Here is a 19,271-nt window from a genome sequence, read left to right on the forward strand (position 1 = left end):
GGATCAAACTCTCCAATAAAGTTAGTTTGTCTAGCATCTAAAAATAAAAATTGACGTTTCACGTTGTTTGTTTCGTTTAGTTTTCAAAGTTCAACATCGCGTTTCAGCGACTTTCATAATATATCATAGTATATTATTTTCGTCAACAAGTTTTTTAAGATAATTTGTATCTCTCATTTGCTGACTCTGCCTATTATACAGAGTTTTCCATCGCTATGCAAGTATTATTATAAAAAAATAAGAGGAGGAAAAATCCCCCTCTTATTCTTCAGAAGAAACCTCTTCATTAGATTCCTCTTCTTCATCTTTCTGTGCTTTTGCTACCGTCGCTACCTCTTGCTCATCCTCTAATCGAATTAGACGAACACCTTGTGTATTACGTCCCATTTGAGAGATTTGATCAACTGGCATACGAATAATAACACCTGCTGCCGTAATTAACATGATATCTTCTTCACCTGTTACAGATTTAACAGCTACTAATTTACCGTTTTTATCTGTAATATTACAAGTCTTCAGACCTTTACCACCACGGCTTTGTAGACGGTATTCATCAATAGGTGTACGTTTTCCATAACCATTTTTCGTTACGATTAGAACATTTACATCCTCTTCGACAATTTCCATGCCTACAACTTGATCTTCATCACCTAATGTAATTGCTTTTACACCAGCCGCATTACGTCCCATAGAACGCACATCTTGCTCGTTAAAGCGAATTAACATACCATTGCTTGTTCCTACAATAATATCCTTATCACCAGATGTTAAACGTACAGATATTACTTCATCCTCTTCACGAAGAGAGATGGCGATTAAACCATTCGTACGTATATTTGCAAATGATGAAAGTGGCGTTCTCTTAGAAATACCTTGTTTTGTTGTGAAGAATAAGAATTCATCATCACCAAATTCACGAATTGGAATAATGGCGTTAATCCATTCACCCTTATCTACACCTAATAAGTTAATAATAGGTATACCTTTTGCTGTACGACTATACTCTGGGATTTCATATCCTTTCGTACGGTATACTTTCCCTTTATTAGTAAAGAATAAAATGTGATCATGCGTAGAAGTAGTTAATAAATGCTCTACGAAATCATCATCATTTGTTCCCATTCCTTGCACACCACGTCCACCACGGTTCTGTGTTTTGTACGTAGAAGCCGGTAACCTCTTAATATAACCATTATGAGTTAACGTAATAGCGATGTTTTGTTCTGGAATCAAATCTTCATCTTCAATAAATTCCATGCCACCAATTGTAATTTCCGTTCGTCTCTTATCATTGAAGCGTTCTTTTACTTCCGTTAATTCTTCACGAATAATCTCAAGAACTTTCTCTTCATCTGCTAAGATTGCTTTTAATTCAGCGATTAACTTCATTAAGTCTTGATATTCTTGCTCAATTTTTTCACGTTCTAATCCTGTTAAACGTTGCAGACGCATATCTAAAATTGCTTGTGCTTGTTTCTCACTTAAACCGAAACGTTCCATTAAGCCTTGTTTTGCAATATCTGCTGTTTTCGAACTACGAATTAACGTAATAACTTCATCTAGATGATCTAGAGCAATTCGTAATCCTTCTAAAATATGAGCACGCGCCTCTGCTTTTTCTAATTCATAAGCAGTACGTCGACGAATTACTACCTTCTGATGCTCCAAGTAATGATATAAATTTTGTTTTAAATTCAGTACTTGTGGCTCTCCATTTACAAGAGACAACATATTAATACCGAAACTTGTTTGAAGTGCTGTATGTTTATATAGATTATTTAATAGTACATTGGCATTGGCATCACGGCGTACTTCCATAACAATACGCATACCGTTTCGATCTGACTCATCACGTAAATCCGTAATACCTTCAATTTTCTTATCACGAACTAATTCTGCAATTTTTTCAATTAATCGCGCCTTATTAACTTGATAAGGTAGTTCAGTTACGAGAATAGATTGTTTACCATTTGACTTCTCTTCAATTTCAACTTTAGCTCGAAGCATAATAGAGCCTCTACCTGTTTCATACGCTCTTCGAATCCCACTTCGTCCCAAAATTAAACCTGCTGTTGGAAAATCTGGTCCTGGAATAAACTCCATTAATTCCGCAATCGTAATGTCGGGATTATGGCTTAGTGCCAATACACCATCAATTACTTCACCAAGTTGATGCGGTGGAATATTCGTTGCCATACCTACCGCAATACCCGTCGTACCATTCACTAATAAATTAGGGAAACGCGCTGGCAATACAATTGGCTCTCTTTCAGAACCATCATAGTTATCTTGATAATCAATCGTATTTTTTGAAATATCACGTATTAATTCCATAGAAATCTTAGACATTCTTGCTTCTGTATAACGCATCGCTGCTGCTGAATCACCATCAACAGAACCAAAGTTACCATGCCCATCAACAAGCATATAACGTTGACTAAAATCTTGCGCCATACGTACCATCGTCTCGTAAACAGCTGAATCACCGTGAGGGTGATACTTACCGATTACTTCACCGACAATACGCGCTGATTTTTTATACGCTTTATCAGCTGTAATTCCTAAATCATTCATCGCATATAAAACCCTACGATGCACAGGTTTTAATCCATCACGAACATCTGGTAATGCACGAGATACGATAACACTCATTGCGTAATCTAAAAACGAGGTACGCATTTCATGACTAATATTAATTTCTCGAATTCGTGCTTGTTGTTGATTGTCTGACATCAACCAGCACCTCCTCTTACATTTCCGTTACACATACATTGATTTATATGTAGAAGACAGGAATACTTAGATTCCTGTCATTACCCATTTAAATATCAAGGTTTTTCACGTATTTTGCATTTTCTTGGATAAAGTTACGACGTGGCTCTACTTTATCTCCCATCAAAATTTCAAATGTTTCATCCGCTTCAATTGCATCTTGAAGTGAAACTTGAAGTAATGAACGTACTTCTGGGTCCATTGTCGTCTCCCATAACTGAGTTGGATTCATTTCCCCTAGACCTTTATAACGCTGAATCCCCGGCTTAGGTTGGGCTGGTAATTCAGCTAAGATTTTTTCAAGTTCCTTATCATTGTAAGCATATTGAATTTTCTTACCTTGTTGTACTTTAAACAAAGGTGGCTGTGCAATATATATATAACCGCACTCAATTATTTGACGCATATAGCGATAGAAGAACGTTAATAATAGGGTACGAATATGCGCACCATCAACATCGGCATCCGTCATAATAATAACTTTATGATAGCGTGCTTTTTCAATAGCGAAGTCTCCGCCGATATTTGTACCAATCGCCGTAATAATTGTACGAACTTCATCATTTGATAAAATCTTATCTAAGCGTGCCTTTTCAACATTAATAATTTTACCCTTCAGCGGTAAAATTGCTTGGAAATGACGATCACGTCCTTGTTTTGCAGACCCACCCGCAGAGTCACCCTCTACGATATAGATTTCACTAATTGCTGGATCTTTAGAAGAACAGTCTGCCAATTTCCCTGGTAAACTTGAAACTTCTAAAGCACTCTTTCGGCGAGTTAACTCACGAGCCTTTTTAGCTGCTACACGCGCACGCGCTGCCATCGTCCCTTTATCTATAATCTTACGTGCAACATTCGGATTTTCCAGTAAGAACTTTTCAAATGCCTCTGAGAATACTGACTCTGTAATTGTTCTTGCTTCACTATTTCCAAGTTTCGTCTTCGTTTGTCCTTCGAATTGTGGATTTGGATGTTTAATTGACACAATCGCTGTTAAACCTTCACGAACATCTTCACCAGTTAAATTACTATCCGCATCTTTTAAAATATTATTTTTACGACCATAATCGTTGATCACACGAGTTAAGGCTGTTTTAAATCCTACCTCATGTGTACCACCTTCATACGTATGAATATTATTTGTAAATGAGTAAATATGATTTGTGTATCCTTCGTTATATTGAAGCGCAACTTCAACCTGAATACCATCTTTTGAACCCTCTACATATACAGGTTCTTCATGAATTGGCTGTTTTGAACGATTTAAATGTTCAACATATGATTTAATTCCACCTTCATAATGGAATTCTTTCTTCTGTTTATGTTCACGTTTATCTTCAATTGTTAATTTAATATTACGATTTAAAAATGCTAATTCGCGCATACGAGTTGCTAACGTATCAAATTCGTATACTATTGTTTCCTGAAAAATTTCTGGATCTGGTTTAAATCGAGTTATCGTCCCTGTTTGATCTGTGTCACCAATGACTTTTAAATCCGCAACCGGGATACCTCTTTCGTATTTTTGATAATGGATTTTGCCTTCACGATGTACAAATACCTCTAGTTCTGTTGATAGAGCATTTACTACAGATGCCCCAACACCATGCAAACCACCAGAAACTTTATAACCGCCACCGCCAAACTTACCACCAGCATGAAGAACGGTCATTATAACTTCTACAGCAGGACGTCCCATTTTTTCTTGTATACCAACTGGAATACCACGTCCATTATCCGTTACAAGAATACTATTATCTTCTTCGATACTAACGTTAATTTCATCACAATACCCTGCAAGTGCTTCATCAATACTATTATCGACGATTTCCCACACAAGATGGTGAAGTCCTTTTCCACTTGTAGATCCAATATACATCCCAGGGCGTTTTCGAACCGCTTCTAATCCTTCAAGTACCTGTATCTGACTTTCATCATATGAGTTTTCTTCCATTTGCTTTTGTTCCATTGACACAAAGATCACCTACTTTTCCATTTAAATAGGGATTACGCCCTATCTATTTCACAATCTACCGTGCCGTTCGTTACATGAATTGTTTTCGCTTCTTTTAATGTTTCGTGTTCAATTCCGTCGACACTCGTCGTTGTCACAAATGTTTGCACTTTTCCTTGAATTGTATTTAACAGATGCGATTGACGATAATCATCTAATTCTGATAATACATCATCCAATAAAAGAATCGGATATTCCTTAACTTCTGAGTAAATCAATTCAATTTCAGCTAATTTTAGGGACAGTGCGGTCGTTCGTTGTTGTCCTTGCGAACCAAAGACTTGAACATTTTTACTATTAACGAAGAATTGTAAATCATCACGATGAGGACCAATTAAAGTCGTACCACGGAAAATCTCACGTTGTTTCACAGATTGAAAATTTTCATAGTATACTTCTTTTATTTTCGACAAATCCATTGATTCTGATACATCTACACTTGGTTTATAGACAATTTCTAATTCTTCTAATCCGCGGCTTATACCGCGATGAATTGGAGCTGCCCATTCTTGTAGTAAATGCAAAAACTCAAACCGTTTTTGCAATATTTTTGCACCATGCTCAATAAGTTGAAGTGTAAATACATCCAACATCGTTTCCTCATTCTTACTATTCCCTTGCATCTTTTTCAGCAAGTGATTTCGTTGCGTGAGCACCTTTTGATATTGACTCAATTCATACAAATAGATTGGAGCTATTTGGCCTAATTCCATATCTAAAAAGCGTCTTCTTACTTGAGGGCTTCCTTTTACAAGATTTAAATCTTCTGGGGCAAACATGACAACATTCATCATGCCAATATATTGACTCAATTTTTGTTGTTCAAGTTGATTTAATTTTGCCTTTTTACCTTTTTTCGAAATATTTAATTCCAAAGACAAAGAACTATTTCTCTTTTGTAATTTCCCTTTAATTTGACCGAAGTCTTCATCCCAACGGATAAGCTCGCGATCATTAGAGGTTCTATGAGATTTCGCCATCGCTAAAACATAAATAGCTTCCATCAAATTCGTTTTCCCTTGTGCGTTTTCACCGATAATCACATTCACTTTATCTTCAAAGGAAAGCTCTAACTTTTCATAATTGCGATAGTTTTTTAATTGTATTTCTGAAATAAACAAAGGGCTCCCCCTTTATGCCTGAACTTGGAAACTTCCGCTTCCTGGAATTTCAATAATATCGTTCGCATATAATTTGCGACCTCTTCTATTTTCAAGTTCTTGATTCACGTACACTTCATATTCTTGTAAAAACCATTTTACAGCGCCACCTGTATCAATTACATCGGCTAACTTCAAAAATTGTCCTAGTGTAATATACTCTGTTGAAATTTTAATACGTTTCATAAAATCGCTCACTTTCTGAAAGTGTTCATTCTTTCATTGTACTAAATAAACTAACATTAGGAAAGTAATACCCAAAAATCAAATAAGGGCTACTAGTATCTGAAAACTAGCAACCCTTACTTCTTACTTAGTAAGTACGAACCGGTAAAATTAATTGAATAATGGACTCATCATTTACTGTACGAATTAAGAATGGTCTCATCGCACCAGTAAAGCTAATTTTAATTTCAGTACTATCTAAAGCTTTTAGTGCATCCATCATATATTTTGCACTAAAAGATATTTTTAACTCTTCCCCATCCATCTTTTCACATTGAACTTCTTCTACTACTTTCCCAATTTCTGGTGAATTCGAAGAAATTTCTAGCATTTCCTGTTCTAAAGTTGATAATTTTACAACATTATTACGACCATCCCTTGCTAATAAAGATGCACGATCAATCGCTTGTAAAAATTCTTTTGTATTTACAAAAATATCTGTTTTACTTTCGGCTGGAATTAAACGAGTTGTATCCGGATAATTACCTTCTAACAATCTTGAGAAGAATAATAAATGCTTTGTACGGAATAATACTTGATACTCCGTAATAACGATATCTACCATTTCTTCAGACTCATCTAGAATTTTGCTTAATTCATTTAAGCTTTTACCTGGAATAACAACATTCGCTTGAAATTCATCTGCGATTCCTTCGATTTTTGCTTTTCGAAGAGCTAACCTGTGACTATCTGTAGCAATGCAAGTTAATTCGCTGTTATATACTTTCCAGTTTACACCTGTCAAGATTGGTCTTGTTTCAGAAGTGGAAACTGCAAATACAGTTTGTCTGATCATATGTTTCAGTAAATCTGTTGGGATCTTAAAAACATGATGTTCTTCAATTTGTGGTAACAATGGATATTCAGCAGAATCTAAACCATTTAAATTAAACTCTGATTTTCCAGAAATTATTTTTGTCATAAAATGATTTTCCACAGAAATTTCGACAGTCTCTTTAGGTAATTTTTTTACAATCTCACTAAAATATTTTGCTTGTAAAATAATACTTCCTGATTGTGCTACTTCTACGATTTCTTTTCCATTGTCTTCAACTGGGATAAAAGATTCAATAGAAATATCAGCATCGCTTCCTGTTAACGTAACTCCTTCTTCCGTAGCGACAACTTTAATTCCTGTAAGGATCGGAATTGTTGTACGAGAAGAAACAGCCTTCATTACATCTTGTACACTTCTTACAAGATAGTCTTTTTGTATTGTAAAACGCATAAAGAAAAACCTCCGGTAAGTATAATATTTTATTTAATTAATAAAGATAAAAAATAGTAGTAATAGTAATAGGGCCTGTGGATATGTGGATAACCCCGTTGAAGGATGTAAAAACAGTCTATCTACATGTGGATAGACTGTGCGTAAAACAAGGGAAGTTATTCACACTATTCAGCTACTACTTTAAAATATCGTTAATTTCTTCAACTTGTTTTTGTAATTGCGTATCCGTTTTAAGCAGCTTAGAAATTTTTTCATGAGCATGGATAACTGTTGTATGATCACGTCCACCAAATTCTTCACCGATTTTAGGTAAGGAGTAATCTGTAAGTTCGCGTGATAAATACATTGCAATTTGGCGAGGGAAGGCAACTGATTTTGTTCGCTTTTTCGCCTTGAAATCTTCCAGTTTTATTTGATAAACATCCCCGACAGCCTTTTGAATATCATAAATGGAGATAATTTTTGGTTTAGAATTTGGAATAATATTTTTAAGTGCTTCAGCTGCTAAATCAGCATTAATATCTTTGTTAATTAAAGATGAATAAGCTACAACTCGGATAAGTGCACCTTCTAGTTCACGAATGTTTGAATCAATTTGATTTGCAATATAAAGCATAACCTCATTTGGTATATCGAGTCCTTCAGCCTTTGCTTTTTTACGTAAAATTGCAATTCGTGTTTCTAAATCTGGCGGCGTAATATCCGTAATGAGTCCCCATTCAAAGCGAGAACGAAGACGATCTTCTAAAGTTGGAATTTCTTTTGGTGGCCGATCACTTGAAATTACAATTTGTTTACTTTCTTCGTGTAATGCATTGAATGTATGGAAAAACTCTTCTTGAGTTTGTTCTTTTCCTGCTAGAAATTGAATATCATCTATCAATAAAACATCTACATTACGGTATTTATTACGAAAATCGACCGCTTTATTATCACGAATAGAATTAATGAATTCATTTGTAAATTTTTCTGATGATAAATATACAACCTTTGCGTTTGGGTTATGTTCAATTACATAATGACCAATTGCATGCATTAAATGGGTCTTTCCGAGTCCAACTCCCCCGTAAATAAAGAGGGGATTATATGCTTTAGCTGGCGCTTCGGCTACGGCCAATGAAGCAGCGTGAGCAAAACGGTTACCAGAGCCAATAACAAATGTATCAAACGTATATTTTGGATTTAGCATACTCTGTGGTAAATGATTAGAATCATCTTGTGCTGAATTTGGTTTAGAAGGAGGAAGATCAATCTCCTCTTCAGCTTGACTTTGGGGAATAATAAAGCGAATAGCTAATTTTGCCCCCGTTAAATCATAAAGTGTTTCCGAAATTAGCTCTGAATAATGAGATTCTAACCAATCACGAGCGAATTCATTTGGAGCTGTAATTGTTAACACGTCTTTCTTTAAATTATGTGCGGTTGTTGATTTTAACCATGTTTCATAACTTGGTTTACTGACCTTTTTTTCTAGTTCTTTTAAGGCGCTGTTCCATAAATCAGAGATGTTTTCCAAAGGTGTCCCTCCTTTACTAAGATGGTAAAAGAATAAGGTTGCGCAACAAATGTACAACCTAAATAAATATAAAATGTATATTTATACGAAACGTATTTTAAAACCTAAAAACGTCGTTTGTATATGAGATAGGGTTTTCGACAAAAAAAGCAAATGTGGATAAGTATTTACCCACATGTGATTAAAACTGTCCACATGTTATGCACAAATTGTGGATAAGATAAAGGTGTGGAAAACTTATTCAAAGTGAAAACACAACTATAATATCAAAAAAAAGTAGCTATAGCAATGAATTTAAGAAAGTTATCCACAAAATCAATACCTTGTGGAATAAACTTGTCCACAACACGATATACTGTGTAAAAGTACGAAAGGGGTTTGTGGATATAAAAACCGAGAAAAAACATTTATCCACAAGGAAATATAGGGTCTGTGAAAAAGTATGTGAATAGGTTCAAAATGAATATTTGATGAAAATTTCGAGAACCATTGACATTTTCCTAGTTGATTAACTATAATTTATAGGACTGTCTTTAACAGATATTCCTCAGGGAGGTGTCATATAATGAAAAGAACTTACCAACCAAATAAACGTAAGCGCAGCAAAGTACATGGTTTCCGCAGCCGTATGAGCACAGCGAACGGACGTAAAGTGCTAGCAGCTCGTCGTCGTAAAGGAAGAAAAGTATTATCTGCGTAGACCACTGATCGTTCAGTGGTCTTTTTTTCTAATAATAGTGAATTTCCACTGATGAACTACAGGAGTGTCAATTGATATGAAGAAAAAATATCGTATAAAAAAGAATGATGAATTCCAGACGGTTTTTCAAAAAGGAAAATCGAATGCTAACCGTCAGCTTGTTGTCTATCAACTAGATAAGGGAGAGCAGCCAAACTTTCGTATTGGCCTTTCTGTCAGCAAGAAAATAGGAAATGCAGTAGTGCGTAACCGAATTAAACGTATGATTCGCCAGTCGATCACAGAATTAAAAGATGAGATAGATTCTGGAAAAGATTTTGTTATAATAGCAAGGAAGCCTTGTGCAGAGATGACATATGAAGAATTAAAGAAAAGCTTAATTCATGTCTTTAAACGCTCTGGTATGAAAAGAATAAAAAAGTAGCGTAAGGAAATGAATTACACTATATACATACCGAAACAAGGAGGAGCAGGCTTTGAAAAAGAAAATAGGTTTACTAGCCATGGTTATTGCATTAATGGCAATTGCTGCTGGCTGTAGTGAAGTGAAACAGCCGATTACACCGAAAAGTACTGGAATTTGGAATGAATATTTCGTATATCCGCTTTCTCAGTTAATTACGTATTTTGCCAACTTATTTGGTAGTAATTACGGTTTAGCAATCGTTGTTACAACTCTTATCATTCGTTTTGCATTATTACCATTAATGATTAAACAAACGAAGAGTACGAAAGCAATGCAAGCGTTACAACCAGAAATGGTGAAGTTAAAAGAGAAATATAGTTCTAAAGATCAAGCAACACAGCAAAAACTACAACAAGAAATGATGCAGTTATATCAAAAAAATGGTGTAAACCCATTAGCAGGGTGTTTACCGATATTTGTTCAGATGCCTATTTTATTTGCGTTTTACCATGCGATTATGAGAACGGCAGAAATTAGTAAGCATACATTTTTATGGTTCGACTTAGGGCAGGCAGATCCGTACTATATCTTACCGGTTGTCGCGGCAATTACGACATTTATTCAGCAAAAGCTTGCAATGGCAGGAACAGCTGGTCAAAATCCGCAAATGGCAATGATGATTTGGCTTATGCCAATTATGATTTTAGTCTTTGCAATTAACTTCCCAGCTGCATTATCACTTTACTGGGTTGTTGGTAATATCTTTGGTATCGCTCAAATGTACTTGATCAAGGGGCCAGAAATTAAGGCTAGTAAGGCAGAAGGATCAAGCAAGTGAGTGTAATTACTGCTAAAGGACAAACAGTCGAGCTGGCAGTACAAGATGCTTTAAGGCAACTAAATGTTCTAAAAGACCGAGTAGATATAAATATTATCGATGAGGGTAAAAGAGGGTTCCTAGGTTTATTTGGGAACCGACCTGCAGTAGTAGAAGTTGTATTGAAGAAAGATCCGATTCAAGAATGTGAAGAATATTTAAAAAATATTATTCATGATATGGGTGTGGAAGCTGAGATTAGTAAAATTGTAAAAGGACGCGAAGTTGAATTTACAATTTCCGGCAAAAACATAGGTGTTTTGATTGGAAAAAGAGGAAACACCTTGAATTCTTTGCAGTATTTAACAAAACTTGTGGCGAATCGTAGTACGAAGCAGTATATTGGCATCACACTAGATGCTGAAAATTATCGTAGTAAAAGAAAAGCTACATTAGAAGCACTTTCTTATCGATTAGCAAAACAAGTAGTAAGTACGAAAAAAAGAGTTGTGTTGGAGCCTATGCCATCTTTTGAACGAAAGATTATCCACCAAGCATTATCTAATCATCAAAATATCATTACAACTTCTGAAGGAAAAGAACCACATCGACATGTTGTAATATCTTCCAAGTGACCGGTTACTCAATTGAGTGCCGGTTTTTTTGAGGGGAAAATAGGTGTGGATAACTAAAAAACACTAAACTTATCCACTGTGAATAAGTTTAGTGTTTTTTACATGAGGACATAATAAAATGAGTTATTATTCTTTTGTAGATAGGTTCGTTATGGTATTCTAATAATTTAGTGAAGAAAATAATCATGTTGAAATAGAGATAAATAAGCAAGTGAGGTGAAAGGACATGGAATTTGATACAATTGCCGCGATTTCCACAGCGCTTGGAGAGGGTGCAATTGCCATTGTTCGAGTAAGTGGAGATGATGCGGTTGAAAAAGTTAATCGTATTTTTAAAGGGAAGGATTTAACAGAAGTTCCTTCTCACACAATTCATTATGGTCATATTGTGGATTTAGATACAAATCAGGTTATTGAAGAAGTGATGGTATCTATTCTGCGTGCACCAAGGACTTTTACACGTGAAAATATAGTGGAAATTAACTGTCACGGCGGACTTGTTTCGGTAAATAAAGTATTGCAGCTTATTTTAGCGCAAGGAGTACGATTAGCAGAGCCTGGTGAATTTACAAAACGTGCTTTTTTAAATGGCCGTATTGATTTATCACAAGCAGAAGCTGTTATGGATTTAATCCGTGCAAAAACAGATCGTGCAATGAACGTAGCGATTAATCAAATGGAAGGACGATTATCTAAATTAATCGGCCGTCTGCGCCAGGACATATTAGAAACGTTGGCTCATGTTGAGGTAAACATAGATTACCCGGAATATGATGATGTGGAAGAAATGACACATAATATTTTAATTGAGAAAGCTACACATGTTCGCACGGAAATTGCAAAAATATTAGAAACATCGAAGCAAGGAAAGATTTTACGTGAAGGTATTGCTACTGCAATCATCGGTAGACCTAACGTTGGGAAATCATCGCTATTAAATAGTCTTGTTCAGGAGAAAAAGGCAATTGTAACTGATATTGCAGGAACAACTCGTGATGTTATTGAAGAGTACGTTAATGTGCGTGGTGTACCACTTAAACTTATAGATACAGCCGGGATTCGTGAAACAGAAGATGTTGTTGAACGAATTGGTGTAGAGCGTTCAAAAGAAATGATGAGCCAAGCTGATTTAGTGTTAGTTGTCGTTAATTATAGCGAGGCTTTAACGCATGAGGATGAAGATCTATTCCGTGCCGTACAAGGAAAAGATTTCATTGTTATTGTAAATAAGACAGATTTATCGCAAGTAATCGATATGGAACGTGTTATAGAATTGGCAGCGGGAAATCGTATTATTACAACATCGTTAATTGAGGAACAAGGAATAGATGAGCTTGAAAAGGCAATAGCTGATTTATTCTTTGAAGGAACAATTGATTCTGCAGATGTGACATATGTTTCTAACGCGAGACATATTGGATTATTAACACAAGCAGGAAAAACAATTGGAGATGCAATTGAGGCAATAGAAAATGGTGTTCCAATTGATATGGTGCAAATTGATTTAACAAGAACGTGGGAAATACTTGGTGAAATTACTGGTGATACCGTCCATGAAAGCCTAATTGACCAGTTGTTCTCTCAATTTTGTTTAGGAAAATAATATAGCGATGTTTGAGAAAGATAGAGATTTTTAGGAGGAATAAACAATGGGATACAATGCCGGTTCATACGATGTCATAGTAATCGGTGCAGGTCATGCAGGATGTGAAGCTGGTCTTGCGGCAGCACGAATGGGCTCCAAAACATTAATGTTAACAATTAATTTAGATATGGTGGCGTTTATGCCATGTAACCCTTCTGTTGGTGGACCAGCAAAAGGGATTGTTGTTCGGGAAATTGATGCATTAGGCGGAGAAATGGGACGCAACATCGATAAAACATATATTCAAATGCGTATGTTAAATACAGGTAAAGGACCAGCTGTACGCGCGCTTCGCGCACAAGCAGATAAGTTTTCTTACCAGCATGAATTAAAGAAAACAATTGAAGAAACACCAAATTTAACGTTGTTCCAAGGAATGGTTGAGCGTTTAATCGTTGAAGATGGCGAATGTAAAGGGGTAGTTACGCAAGCTGGTGCTGAATATACAGCCAAAACAGTTGTAATTACGACTGGAACATTTTTACGCGGTGAGATTATTATGGGAGATTTAAAATATTCGAGCGGTCCGAATAATCAACAACCATCTATTACTTTATCCGAGCATTTAGAGGAGCTTGGATTTGATCTTGTTAGATTTAAAACAGGTACACCTCCGCGTGTAAATAGTAATACGATTGATTACAGTAAAACAGAAATTCAGCCAGGTGATGACAAACCACGAGCTTTCTCTTTTGAAACGACAAAATTTATTATGGATCAAATTCCATGTTGGTTGACGTATACAAGTACGGAAACACATCGTTTAATAGATGAAAACCTACATCGCTCAGCTATGTATTCTGGTATGATTAAGGGAACAGGACCTAGATATTGTCCTTCAATTGAAGACAAAGTAGTAAGATTTAATGATAAACCACGTCATCAAATTTTCTTAGAGCCAGAAGGACGTAATACACAAGAAGTGTATGTACAAGGTTTATCCACAAGCTTACCAGAAGATGTGCAACGTGATATGCTTAGAACAATACCTGGCCTAGAAAATGTTGAAATGATGCGTACAGGTTATGCAATTGAATATGATGCGATTGTGCCAACACAACTATGGCCAACACTTGAAACGAAAAAAATTAAGAATTTATATACAGCAGGACAAATTAACGGAACTTCTGGTTACGAAGAGGCGGCAGGACAAGGGCTTATGGCTGGGATTAATGCAGCATGTCGTTCTTTAGGTAAAAAAGAAGTTATTTTAGGTCGCGCGGATGCTTATATCGGTGTCTTAATTGATGACCTTGTAACGAAAGGTACAAATGAACCATATCGCTTATTAACATCTCGTGCAGAATATCGCCTATTATTACGCCACGATAATGCTGATCTTCGTTTAACTGAAGTTGGTCGTGAAATTGGATTAATTAAAGAAGAGCGCTATGAGCGATTTACAAATAAAAAATTAAAAATTGAACAGGAAAAGGAACGTTTAAGCAGCATTATTATTAAACCACGTCCTGAAGTTCAAGAATTAATCCGTAGTATTGGCGGAAGTGAATTGAAAGATGGAATACGTGCAAGTGACTTATTACGTCGTCCAGAGATGACATATGAGCATATTCATCTTTTAGTACCAAGCGAAGTAGAATTAAGTGATGAAATTACAGAACAAGTTGAAATTCAGATTAAGTACGAAGGATATATCGAAAAATCCTTACAGCAAGTAGAGCGTATGAAGAAAATGGAAAACAAAAAAATCCCTGTGGATATTGATTATGATGCGATTTCTAGCCTTGCCTCAGAAGCGAGACAGAAATTGAAAGATGTGCGTCCACTTTCAATGGGGCAGGCTTCACGTATTTCTGGCGTGAATCCAGCGGATGTTTCTATTTTACTTGTGTATATTGAACAAGGAAAAATTGCGCGAGTATCGAACCAATAAATAGTAAGGAGATATTGTTAGATGAACATAGAACAATTTCAATCTATGCTAGAAGAGAAGGGTATCACCCTCTCTTCTAGACAGTTAGAGCAGTTCGAAATCTACTTTGAAACATTAGTAGAGTGGAATGAAAAAATGAACTTAACGGCTATTACGGAGAAAGAGGAAGTATATTTAAAACACTTTTTTGATTCCATTACAGCTGCTTTTTATTATGATTTTTCAGAACCATTCTCAATTTGTGATGTTGGCGCAGGAGCTGGATTCCCAAGTATTCCTTTGAAAATCTGTTTCCCGCACTTAAAAGTAACAATTGTAGACTCATTGCAAAAACGTATTAACTTCTTAAATCATTTAGCACAAAAGTTGGAATTAGGTGACGTTGCGTTTTGTCACGATCGTGCGGAAACATTTGGGAAAAAAGAAGGTGTACGTGAATCATACGATATTGTAATGGCACGTGCAGTCGCGCGTCTTTCGGTATTGAGTGAGCTATGTTTACCACTTGTAAAAGTTGGGGGAACATTCATTGCAATGAAAGGTGCCGCAGCAAACGAAGAAATTGAAAATGGCAAGTATGCTTTAGAGGTGCTAGGTGGGAATTTAAAAGAAATGTCTACGTTCCAATTACCGTTTGAAGAAAGTGAACGTAATATTTTATTAATCGAGAAAAAGCGCAAGACACCAAAGAAATATCCACGCAAACCGGGAACACCCAATAAATTACCTATTGAAAAATAAATCTTATTAGACGTAAGATTAAATTATATAAATGAAAACGTAAATGTTTCATAGGAAACATTTTATGGAGACTAGTCAATAGGCCTAAAAGGTGGTGGAATATGTATGAAAAATACGTTTTCTCGTTTATTTGGCTTTGGAGATAAAGAGAGCGAATTCGAATTACAAGACGAAAGCCATGAAGAAATAGATAAAAAGGTATATGAAGAAATACAAGAAATTCCGATAGTAAATATTACCCCTAACCGTTATCAACCACGAACAGTTTTTGATGATGCACGAATTGAAGAGCTAGCACTAACGATTCGTACACATGGGCTGATTCAGCCGATTGTTGTGAGGCAATATGAGGATGACAAGTACGAGATTATCGCTGGAGAAAGGCGTTTCCGTGCGGCAACAAAGTTAGGGTGGGAAAAAGTTCCTGCAATTATAAAGAACTTAAATGATACAGAGACAGCTTCTGTAGCTTTAATTGAAAACTTGCAACGTGAGGAACTAACAGCAATCGAGGAAGCTGTGGCATATCAAAAGCTAATTGAGTTACATAATTTAACACAAGAAGCATTGGCACAACGACTTGGAAAAGGACAATCCACAATCGCAAATAAGTTGCGATTGTTAAAGTTGCCTGAAGAAATAAAACGTGCGTTATTAGAAAAAAGTATTACAGAACGTCATGCCCGCGCTCTCATTCCTTTAAAGAATGAGGAATTACAACTGAAGGTTTTACAGGAAATTGTGGAGAAACAACTGAATGTAAAGCAAACAGAGGAACGAATTGCGAAATTACTAGAGGAAGCCAAACCGAAGCGTAAGGCAAAGCAAAAAGCAGTAAGTCGAGATACGAGAATTGCCATGAATACAATTAGGCAGTCATTACAAATGGTTGCTGACAGTGGTTTAAATGTTAATTCTGCGGAAGAAGAATTTGATGAGTACTATCAAATTACAATTAAAATTCCGAAGAAAAAATAATAATGGCGTGTTAGAGACCTTATCCTACTGGATAGGTCTCTTTTACTATATTTTCTTGTTAGATGAAGAAGGAGTTTAGAAATAAATTTTGAAGTTTAATAAGGACGTAAAAGAAAAACTTTTATTTCATGTTACAATAAACGTAATTGTTACTAGAATAAGATAGAAAGGTTGAAAGTAGGTGACATCATGGGAAAAATCATTGCTATTGCCAATCAAAAAGGTGGCGTTGGAAAAACAACAACATCTGTTAATTTAGGGGCTGGATTGGCACAAGTAGGTAAAAAAGTCCTTCTTGTAGATATTGACGCTCAAGGAAATGCAACGACTGGTGTGGGAATTGAAAAATCCGAATTAGATCAATGTATTTACAATGTTCTTGTGGAAGATGCAGATGTTCAAGGGGTTATACGTAAAACCGCAACTGAAAACTTAGATGTTCTACCCGCTACAATTCAATTGGCAGGTGCTGAAATTGAATTGGTACCGACTATTTCCCGGGAAGTACGTTTACAAAGGGCATTACAGCCAGTTCGTGATGAATATGACTATATTATTATCGACTGTCCCCCGTCCTTAGGGTTATTAACGATTAATGCATTAACCGCAGCAGATTCTGTTATTATTCCTGTTCAATGCGAATATTACGCACTAGAAGGATTAAGTCAGCTATTAAATACAGTTCGACTTGTGCAAAAGCACTTAAATAAAAATCTAGCAATTCAAGGTGTATTGTTAACGATGTTGGATGCCCGTACGAATTTAGGGATTCAGGTTATAGATGAAGTGAAAAAATACTTTAGGGATAAAGTATACCGTTCGATTATTCCTCGTAATGTTCGTTTAAGTGAAGCACCAAGTCATGGGAAACCAATTATGCAGTATGACGCTAAATCAAGAGGGGCAGAAGTATATATAGATTTAGCAGAGGAAGTGATTGCAGGTGGCTAAAGGATTAGGAAGAGGAATTAATGTGTTTTTTCCTGATTTAGATGTGAAAGAAGAAGAGGCAATTCAGGAGATTGTGATAACTGAATTAAGACCGAATCCATATCAACCACGTAAACACTTTAATAAAGAGGCAATTCAAGAATTATCGGCCTCTATTAAAGAGCACGGCATATTGCAACCGTTAATTGCTAGGAAGAGTATTAAAGGATATGAAATTGTTGCAGGTGAAAGAAGATATCGTGCTGCCAAAGAGGCAGGGCTCGAAAAGGTACCTGCTGTTGTAAGACAATTAAATGAGCAGCAAATGATGGAGTTTGCATTGCTTGAAAACTTACAACGAGAAGATTTAAACCCAATGGAAGAAGCAATGGCATATCAAATGTTAATGAATGAGCTAAATGTAACGCAAGAACAATTAGCAAAACGTCTTGGTAAGAGCAGACCTTACATTGCAAATTATACGCGGTTATTAAGCCTCCCTTCTTTTGTGCAAGATATGATTGCAAATGGTCAACTTTCAATGGCCCATGGGAGAACTTTGCTTACTATAAAAGATGAAGAACAATTGAAATCTTTATTAAAACGAATCGAAAAAGAAGGATTAAACGTTCGTCAATTAGAGAAAATTGTTCAGGAGATTAATCAACGCGTTTCACGTGAAACAAAACAAGTGAAAAAAGAGAGAAACATATTTTTCGTAGAACGCGAAACGTTCTTAAGAGAAAAGTTTGGCACAGATGTGAAAATTAAAGAAACGAAAAAAGAAAAAGGTAAAATCGAAATTGAATTTTTTAATAAAGAAGATTTAAATCGTATTTTAGAATTATTAGCGCAGAAAAACTAAAAAGCAAACCATCTTATTATTTATAGATGGTTTGCTTTTTTTAATACAGATAATTTTTGGTCTGTTTCTTTTATACTTTGTGCAATTACATCAGCCATTTTCATGACTAAACTTAATCTTGTATTTTGCAGGACGAAAAACTCCATAAAACCATTTAGATTTACGATGCCATGAATATGTAAATCACCAACTGCAGGTAATTTTTTGTTCATCGCAGCTCCAGGTTTACTAGGCCCCATTCCGGTAGTGATGGAACCGATGTTTTGAGACTTTCCTAAACAGGCATCAACCGCAATTATAAATGAAGTAGGATTATCTTTCTGTATATTCTGAATTTTTTCTTCTAAATTTAGCGCATGCACTGGCTCATCTAGTGTGCCGAACACTTGGAAGTTTTTAATTCCTGCTTGTTCTAGTTTCGTACCGACTAACGGACCGAGTGCATCGCCTGTAGAACGATCTGTTCCGATACAAACGAGAATAATCGGTATATTCGTTTTAATAGGGATATGGGAAAGTAAGAAGTTACTAATTGTCTCGGAGGCTTCTACGTCTTGGTGCATAACATTTTGAGTTTCTTTTTCGAAAAAGGGTAAGCGAAAACTTCCAATATTCATGAAGCATCCATCCTTTTAATAAATTTTCAAAATATGTTATATGGTGAGTAAAATGGAAAACTATAAGTGCGTACTTCCTGTAAAACTTGAGTGAAAACGGAAATAATAGTACTAGTATATAT

17 protein-coding genes are annotated in these 19,271 nt (G+C 35.7%); 10 read left to right on the forward strand and 7 right to left on the reverse strand.

The annotated features are described in order from the left end of the window. Positions 1 to 261 precede the first annotated feature (261 nt). The 6 genes from gyrA to dnaA form a co-directional block, all read right to left on the reverse strand. Positions 262 to 2,733: a DNA gyrase subunit A gene (gyrA, locus tag JDS99_RS13545; RefSeq protein WP_001282859.1), complete on the reverse strand. Its 2,472-nt coding sequence runs from the start codon at positions 2,731 to 2,733 to the stop codon at positions 262 to 264. 88 nt (positions 2,734 to 2,821) lie between these two features. Next, positions 2,822 to 4,744 (reverse strand): DNA topoisomerase (ATP-hydrolyzing) subunit B, encoded by a 1,923-nt coding sequence (gene gyrB / locus JDS99_RS13550; RefSeq protein ID WP_000435974.1) that lies wholly within the window; start codon positions 4,742 to 4,744, stop codon positions 2,822 to 2,824. Positions 4,745 to 4,782: 38 nt separating this feature from the next. Further along, complete coding sequence (gene recF / locus JDS99_RS13555; protein ID WP_000470742.1) at positions 4,783 to 5,910, reverse strand: DNA replication/repair protein RecF; 1,128 nt, start codon at positions 5,908 to 5,910, stop codon at positions 4,783 to 4,785. 12 nt (positions 5,911 to 5,922) lie between these two features. Then, the gene (yaaA, locus tag JDS99_RS13560) at positions 5,923 to 6,135 is read right to left on the reverse strand and encodes a S4 domain-containing protein YaaA (RefSeq protein ID WP_000821366.1); all 213 of its coding nucleotides are present in this window, start codon (positions 6,133 to 6,135) and stop codon (positions 5,923 to 5,925) included. 127 nt (positions 6,136 to 6,262) lie between these two features. After that, positions 6,263 to 7,402 carry a DNA polymerase III subunit beta gene (gene dnaN, locus JDS99_RS13565; protein WP_087981847.1) on the reverse strand — a complete coding sequence of 380 codons (1,140 nt, stop codon included), beginning with the start codon at positions 7,400 to 7,402 and terminating at the stop codon, positions 6,263 to 6,265. 178 nt (positions 7,403 to 7,580) lie between these two features. Beyond that, positions 7,581 to 8,921: a chromosomal replication initiator protein DnaA gene (gene dnaA / locus JDS99_RS13570; RefSeq protein ID WP_000428027.1), complete on the reverse strand. Its 1,341-nt coding sequence runs from the start codon at positions 8,919 to 8,921 to the stop codon at positions 7,581 to 7,583. Between the two features lie 565 nt (positions 8,922 to 9,486). On the opposite strand from dnaA, the gene rpmH reads away from it, so the two are divergent. The 10 genes from rpmH (at position 9,487) to spo0J (ending at position 18,532) form a co-directional block, all read left to right on the forward strand. Further along, the gene (rpmH, locus tag JDS99_RS13575; protein WP_000831901.1) at positions 9,487 to 9,621 is read left to right on the forward strand and encodes a 50S ribosomal protein L34; all 135 of its coding nucleotides are present in this window, start codon (positions 9,487 to 9,489) and stop codon (positions 9,619 to 9,621) included. A gap of 76 nt (positions 9,622 to 9,697) precedes the next feature. Further along, a complete protein-coding gene (gene rnpA / locus JDS99_RS13580) occupies positions 9,698 to 10,045 on the forward strand; it encodes a ribonuclease P protein component (RefSeq protein ID WP_000731505.1) in 348 nt (115 codons plus the stop codon). 52 nt (positions 10,046 to 10,097) lie between these two features. After that, positions 10,098 to 10,865 (forward strand): YidC family membrane integrase SpoIIIJ, encoded by a 768-nt coding sequence (gene spoIIIJ / locus JDS99_RS13585; protein WP_048542855.1) that lies wholly within the window; start codon positions 10,098 to 10,100, stop codon positions 10,863 to 10,865. Further along, positions 10,862 to 11,479, forward strand: a complete 618-nt coding sequence (jag, locus tag JDS99_RS13590) for an RNA-binding cell elongation regulator Jag/EloR (RefSeq protein ID WP_060487895.1) — start codon at positions 10,862 to 10,864, stop codon at positions 11,477 to 11,479. Before spoIIIJ ends, jag begins: the two co-directional genes overlap by 4 nt. Positions 11,480 to 11,705: 226 nt before the next feature. Continuing rightward, positions 11,706 to 13,082, forward strand: coding sequence for a tRNA uridine-5-carboxymethylaminomethyl(34) synthesis GTPase MnmE (gene mnmE, locus JDS99_RS13595; RefSeq protein WP_087981843.1), 1,377 nt, complete (start codon positions 11,706 to 11,708; stop codon positions 13,080 to 13,082). Positions 13,083 to 13,128: 46 nt separating this feature from the next. Then, positions 13,129 to 15,018: a tRNA uridine-5-carboxymethylaminomethyl(34) synthesis enzyme MnmG gene (mnmG, locus tag JDS99_RS13600; protein WP_000541059.1), complete on the forward strand. Its 1,890-nt coding sequence runs from the start codon at positions 13,129 to 13,131 to the stop codon at positions 15,016 to 15,018. Positions 15,019 to 15,039: 21 nt separating this feature from the next. Then, positions 15,040 to 15,759 carry a 16S rRNA (guanine(527)-N(7))-methyltransferase RsmG gene (gene rsmG / locus JDS99_RS13605; protein ID WP_001019619.1) on the forward strand — a complete coding sequence of 240 codons (720 nt, stop codon included), beginning with the start codon at positions 15,040 to 15,042 and terminating at the stop codon, positions 15,757 to 15,759. Between the two features lie 105 nt (positions 15,760 to 15,864). Then, positions 15,865 to 16,737 (forward strand): nucleoid occlusion protein, encoded by an 873-nt coding sequence (gene noc, locus JDS99_RS13610; protein ID WP_000799025.1) that lies wholly within the window; start codon positions 15,865 to 15,867, stop codon positions 16,735 to 16,737. Positions 16,738 to 16,926: 189 nt separating this feature from the next. Then, positions 16,927 to 17,688 (forward strand): sporulation initiation inhibitor protein Soj, encoded by a 762-nt coding sequence (gene soj, locus JDS99_RS13615; protein WP_000516117.1) that lies wholly within the window; start codon positions 16,927 to 16,929, stop codon positions 17,686 to 17,688. Beyond that, positions 17,681 to 18,532: a stage 0 sporulation protein Spo0J gene (gene spo0J, locus JDS99_RS13620; protein WP_001051814.1), complete on the forward strand. Its 852-nt coding sequence runs from the start codon at positions 17,681 to 17,683 to the stop codon at positions 18,530 to 18,532. The genes soj and spo0J overlap by 8 nt, the downstream gene beginning before the upstream one ends. A 20-nt stretch (positions 18,533 to 18,552) precedes the next feature. On the opposite strand, the gene yyaC is transcribed toward spo0J, so the two are convergent. After that, positions 18,553 to 19,149 (reverse strand): spore protease YyaC, encoded by a 597-nt coding sequence (yyaC, locus tag JDS99_RS13625; protein WP_097858866.1) that lies wholly within the window; start codon positions 19,147 to 19,149, stop codon positions 18,553 to 18,555. Positions 19,150 to 19,271: the final 122 nt, after the last annotated feature.

Origin of the sequence: Bacillus cereus group sp. N6, from assembly GCF_016483705.1 — a bacterium.
Classification (GTDB): domain Bacteria; phylum Bacillota; class Bacilli; order Bacillales; family Bacillaceae_G; genus Bacillus_A; species Bacillus_A wiedmannii.

Excerpts from the sequence above, each read along its gene's own strand:
- rnpA (WP_000731505.1), top strand. The coding sequence starts at position 9,698 with ATGAAGAAAAAATATCGTATAAAAAAGAATGATGAATTCCAGACGGTT.
- yaaA (WP_000821366.1), bottom strand. The coding sequence starts at position 6,135 with ATGAAACGTATTAAAATTTCAACAGAGTATATTACACTAGGACAATTT.
- gyrA (WP_001282859.1), bottom strand. The coding sequence starts at position 2,733 with ATGTCAGACAATCAACAACAAGCACGAATTCGAGAAATTAATATTAGT.
- mnmG (WP_000541059.1), top strand. The coding sequence starts at position 13,129 with ATGGGATACAATGCCGGTTCATACGATGTCATAGTAATCGGTGCAGGT.
- noc (WP_000799025.1), top strand. The coding sequence starts at position 15,865 with ATGAAAAATACGTTTTCTCGTTTATTTGGCTTTGGAGATAAAGAGAGC.
- dnaN (WP_087981847.1), bottom strand. The coding sequence starts at position 7,402 with ATGCGTTTTACAATACAAAAAGACTATCTTGTAAGAAGTGTACAAGAT.
- soj (WP_000516117.1), top strand. The coding sequence starts at position 16,927 with ATGGGAAAAATCATTGCTATTGCCAATCAAAAAGGTGGCGTTGGAAAA.
- gyrB (WP_000435974.1), bottom strand. The coding sequence starts at position 4,744 with ATGGAACAAAAGCAAATGGAAGAAAACTCATATGATGAAAGTCAGATA.
- mnmE (WP_087981843.1), top strand. The coding sequence starts at position 11,706 with ATGGAATTTGATACAATTGCCGCGATTTCCACAGCGCTTGGAGAGGGT.
- yyaC (WP_097858866.1), bottom strand. The coding sequence starts at position 19,149 with ATGAATATTGGAAGTTTTCGCTTACCCTTTTTCGAAAAAGAAACTCAA.
- rsmG (WP_001019619.1), top strand. The coding sequence starts at position 15,040 with ATGAACATAGAACAATTTCAATCTATGCTAGAAGAGAAGGGTATCACC.
- rpmH (WP_000831901.1), top strand. The coding sequence starts at position 9,487 with ATGAAAAGAACTTACCAACCAAATAAACGTAAGCGCAGCAAAGTACAT.